This is a genomic window from Okeania sp., assembly GCF_983059655.1.
In genome coordinates, this window is the sequence record NZ_CEZPJD010000681.1 from 1 (window position 1) to 4320 (window position 4320).

Consider the following 4320-nt stretch of genomic DNA (forward strand, 5'->3'; position numbering starts at 1 on the left):
TAGAAATTCAACAATATATCCAAGAAATCCAGAAATATCAAAACCCTAGTTTAAATCTCAAACAACTAAAAGAAATATTAGTAAATTCTCAAACAACTTTATCTAACTATTCAATTAACTTAGGCTATTTCGACAGTCAAATCCGCACCATAGAAATTAATCTGCTCAACTACCAAAGACGCTTAGATAGAATCAGAGAAAAAGCTACATCAAAAGCCGTCGAAAATCTCTTACCAGAAAACATTCCCACTCCAATTTCCCAACTTTCCAAACTAACAATAAATGGAGAAGATATTTCATCAATATTAGCTCGTTTGATAACCACCCCCGGAGTCACAACAGACCTCAAATTTCTCGAAAAATTCCATCAAGAAATAACCGAAAAATATCTGCTGCAAATGAAAAAAGACTATGCCAATCTCAGCCCCAACTTAAAACTATTAGAAGACCTAATAAACTCAATTCGTGGCATCACAGAAATAGAACAAGCAGAGAGCGATCGCCACTTTCAAGATTTAGTAGCCATTATCGGTGTGGGATTAGGTGCAGGTGCCAGCGTTGCTTCCATTTCCGGTCACTTTCCCTATGTCACCACCGATACCACCAGAGCTAGCAGTCATCCAGTAGGCAACTTGCTCTCTAAATATTCAGTACCCGAACCCTGGTTAGCACCGGGAATCTCAATTATATTCAGTTTGGGTGCCAGCGTTATTGGTATAGTATTGACTGTAGCGATCGTCAAACTGCGGTATATAGCCAAAAGCTGGAAGCAAAATTCTCAATAGACATCTCCAGAAAAGGCGGAGTAGGGAGTAGGTTGAATAAATTTCATCATTTAAGTAAGTTTCAGTAAGTAAATACAAATAAATACGACACCAATAACATAGATGTTAGGTGACTTACAGTGCTTTTCGCTCTTGATGAACCACATCTTCACATTTCAAACTTTGTAGGGACGTTCCATGGAACATCCCTACTGTGGTCTACCCAAATGAAAACCACTGTAAGAAAAATCATGGAATCTCTGTTATTGTTCACAACTATTTTATATTTAATTTTACCTACTTACTGAATAATTTATCCACGATAGTCTTAAGTTATTCAAATATTTTTCATGACTTATGAATTCTGAAAATGCTGTATTTCTATTTCTCTTCGCTCCTTGCATCTGTTCGACTATCTCCTGGTTTAAACGGCTCTCTCTGAGCAATAAGCTCAGATTGAATATTGCGTTCAGATTGTAATTTACTAGAGTTTAGATTAGTGAAATTACCTGTTATGTCCGGAATAATACTGACTCCCACTAATGCAAAATTGACCAAAAGGATTGAAATTATGTGTTTGTTCATAACTTTTAAAGATTGATAATAGTCTATACCCGCTTATTCTCAATCTCTAAATAAGAATCAGGATAATTTTAATTAAATCAATTTAGTCCCCCTGAATCATACATTCAACGCTAAAATATATTTCTTCTAGAATGAGTTTCACATCTTAGTCTAAGAAGGTGTTTGCAATGTATATAGTTTTTTTTAATCTCCTCGGATGTGAGATCCGCTTTCTCAAAAATTTAATATCGTGTACCTTTAGAATACTTAACAGTGGAGTAGGAAATAAGGAATAAAAGAATAAAGGAATAAGAGGATAAAAGTGAGTGAGAAGAATTATTTGATTGACTAGAGGTAGATGAAGTGGAAAAGGCAGTAGGAAAGAATATAGTTATTGCAATTCGGAGTATTTTGTTAGATCAGCTTCCATTACCATTATTTGGACTCTGAACTACTGTTTAAACGGTTATAAATTAGTTAAACCTTTTGGTAGTCAGGTAGAGGAGCCTTGGATTAGCGAAGTACAGGAAGAGAGAGGGTTACAAAGATTTAGTTTGATAAATCAAACAAACTTGATATCACAATTATACACAATTTGTAGGGGTTAACAGCCCGTCATTTCAGTTATCAGTTATCAGTACCTCTAGCTGTTTGCGCAGCATGACCTAGGAAAGCTAGAGGCTTGAAGTACGGAATTATTTTTTCTCTTGGTCGATTAGATATGGCGCAGGTTTCCTCGCCATCTCTCGACCGCTTTTTATCCCCTTAAAAGGGGAGGCGCATACCCACGATTTTTCGGTAATTGGTGGTTATGAATAATATCATGTCCGCTCGACCAAGAGAAAATAGAATATTTCTTATCTCAAGCCTCCTGATTACAGAGGCACTGATTACAAAGGCACTGATAACTGATAACTGATTACAGAGGCACTGATAACTGATAACTGAAATAACTGATAACTGATTAATGGCCTTCCATCTAAAAAATATGAGAAATGGCCTCTGACCTTAGACCGGAAATAAAAAAATGTATATTCAGACAAAAGTTTTAAATATATTGTCATTTGCTAAAGAATCAGGGCGTTTTTGGCCCAAAATACCCCTTTTTACCATGGAAATGTTACAAACTATTAAGAGAATAATGAGAAAGTGAACAAAATGCCTCAAAATACTTGCTGAAGGTAGTTATGTCAGAGGGTACTTTGTCCTTCTTACTAGCTAACCAATTTTGAAGCAACCTTTTACCTTAACTCTGTTGGAATAAAGCATGAGTATAATTACCAAATCAATCGTTAATGCAGATGCTGAGGCTCGTTACCTGAGTCCTGGCGAATTAGACCGAATCAAGACTTTTGTTACCTCTGGCGAGCGTCGCGTTCGGATTGCTCAAATTATGAGTGAATCTCGTGAGCGTATTATCAAGGAAGCTGGAAATCAGCTTTTCCAAAAGCGTCCTGATGTTGTTTCTCCTGGTGGTAATGCATACGGTGAAGAAATGACTGCTACTTGCTTGCGCGATCTAGATTATTATTTGCGTTTAATCAGCTACGGTATTGTTGCTGGAGACGTTACTCCTATTGAAGAAATCGGACTCGTAGGCGTTACTGAAATGTATAAGTCTTTAGGCACTCCCATCGAAGCTGTTGCTGAAGGTGTTCGCTGCATGAAGAATGTTGCTGCTTCCCTTCTCTCTGGTGATGATGCAACCGAAGCTGCTTCTTACTTTGACTATGTTATCGGTGCTATGAGTTAAGGCTAAATATTTTTTAGAGGTTAGGTGAAAATTGATGAAAAGGAAAAGTTTTAATAATTTGAAACTTCCTGAAATATCAAGTTGAAGTCTATAATTAAATCTCTAAAATTCTGGCCTTCGCCTATCGAATAATTTTTGAAGATTCAGCAAATTTTAAGGAAATCAATCAACAATGCAAGACGCAATTACCTCCGTTATTAATTCTTCTGATATTCAAGGTAAATACCTTGATGGTACTGCTCTAGAGAAGCTCACTAACTACTTTGCCACAGGTGAACTACGAGTTCGTGCTGCAACTACTATTAGTGCTAATGCTGCAACTATTGTTAAAGAAGCTGTAGCTAAGTCTCTACTTTATTCTGATATTACTCGTCCTGGTGGTAATATGTACACCACTCGTCGTTATGCTGCTTGCATTCGCGACTTAGACTATTATCTACGTTATGCTACCTACGCTATGCTAGCTGGCGATCCTTCCATTTTAGACGAGCGCGTATTAAATGGTTTAAAAGAAACCTACAATTCTTTGGGTGTTCCCATCGGTGCTACTGTACAAGCTATTCAAGCTATGAAGGAAGTTACTGCTGGTTTAGTCGGCCCCGATGCTGGAAAAGAAATGGGCGTTTACTTCGACTACATTTGCTCTGGATTAAGCTAATTTAGCGATCGGTAAAAAAGACAAAAGAAGGTAGATTTACCCTTTTGATTTGACTGATGTTTTACTATAAGGCAAGGGAAGCCTAGAATGAGTGTTAGATTGCCAAAGGCTTATTGTTAAATAATAATTTGTTTTGGTAAGCTAGCATTGATTCTATAGGTTCCCTGCCTTAGGATTTTTTAGGTTTAAGATCTGAGGCGATCGCATTGCTTAGAAATGCTAGTGTTAGATTTAAGTATCGGATCGTCAGAGATTGGTACTAATAACTGATAACTGATAACTGAAATAGCCCTGAATGTTTTACAAAAAGATTTAAGAAAATCTTCACTAAGTATTAGGAGAAATTTGTATTATGAGAATGTTTCAGATTACTGCTTGTGTTCCAAGCCAAACTCGTATTCGTACTCAACGAGAACTACAAAATACTTACTTTACCAAGCTTGTTCCTTATGATAGCTGGTTCCAGGAACAACAAAGAATTATGAAAATGGGCGGTAAAATTGTTAATGTCAAGTTAGCTACTGGTAAACCAGGAGCAAATACTGGGTTACTTTAAATTACTATTTTGAAAAATGGTAATT

General features: G+C 36.7%; 4 protein-coding genes and 1 pseudogene. 4 read left to right on the plus strand and 1 reads right to left on the minus strand.

All coding sequences use genetic code 11. From position 1 onward, the window contains the following. A pseudogene (locus AC3DU7_RS26555) lies at positions 1–785 on the plus strand (hypothetical protein); the annotation flags it as partial. A gap of 360 nt (positions 786–1145) precedes the next feature. Here the strand turns inward: AC3DU7_RS26555 and AC3DU7_RS26560 are convergent. Beyond that, a complete protein-coding gene (locus AC3DU7_RS26560) occupies positions 1146–1349 on the minus strand; it encodes a hypothetical protein (RefSeq protein ID WP_488042270.1) in 204 nt (67 codons plus the stop codon). Positions 1350–2595: 1246 nt separating this feature from the next. On the opposite strand from AC3DU7_RS26560, the gene apcA reads away from it, so the two are divergent. The 3 genes from apcA to AC3DU7_RS26575 all read left to right on the plus strand — a co-directional run bounded on the left by apcA (position 2596) and on the right by AC3DU7_RS26575 (position 4295). Further along, positions 2596–3081 carry an allophycocyanin subunit alpha gene (gene apcA, locus AC3DU7_RS26565; RefSeq protein WP_488042271.1) on the plus strand — a complete coding sequence of 162 codons (486 nt, stop codon included), beginning with the start codon at positions 2596–2598 and terminating at the stop codon, positions 3079–3081. 172 nt (positions 3082–3253) lie between these two features. After that, positions 3254–3739, plus strand: coding sequence for an allophycocyanin subunit beta (gene apcB, locus AC3DU7_RS26570; RefSeq protein WP_488042272.1), 486 nt, complete (start codon positions 3254–3256; stop codon positions 3737–3739). A gap of 352 nt (positions 3740–4091) precedes the next feature. Then, complete coding sequence (locus tag AC3DU7_RS26575; RefSeq protein WP_488042273.1) at positions 4092–4295, plus strand: rod-capping linker protein CpcD domain-containing protein; 204 nt, start codon at positions 4092–4094, stop codon at positions 4293–4295. The last annotated feature ends 25 nt before the right edge of the window (positions 4296–4320 follow it).

Excerpts from the sequence above, each read along its gene's own strand:
- AC3DU7_RS26560 (WP_488042270.1), bottom strand. The coding sequence starts at position 1,349 with ATGAACAAACACATAATTTCAATCCTTTTGGTCAATTTTGCATTAGTG.
- apcA (WP_488042271.1), top strand. The coding sequence starts at position 2,596 with ATGAGTATAATTACCAAATCAATCGTTAATGCAGATGCTGAGGCTCGT.
- apcB (WP_488042272.1), top strand. The coding sequence starts at position 3,254 with ATGCAAGACGCAATTACCTCCGTTATTAATTCTTCTGATATTCAAGGT.
- AC3DU7_RS26575 (WP_488042273.1), top strand. The coding sequence starts at position 4,092 with ATGAGAATGTTTCAGATTACTGCTTGTGTTCCAAGCCAAACTCGTATT.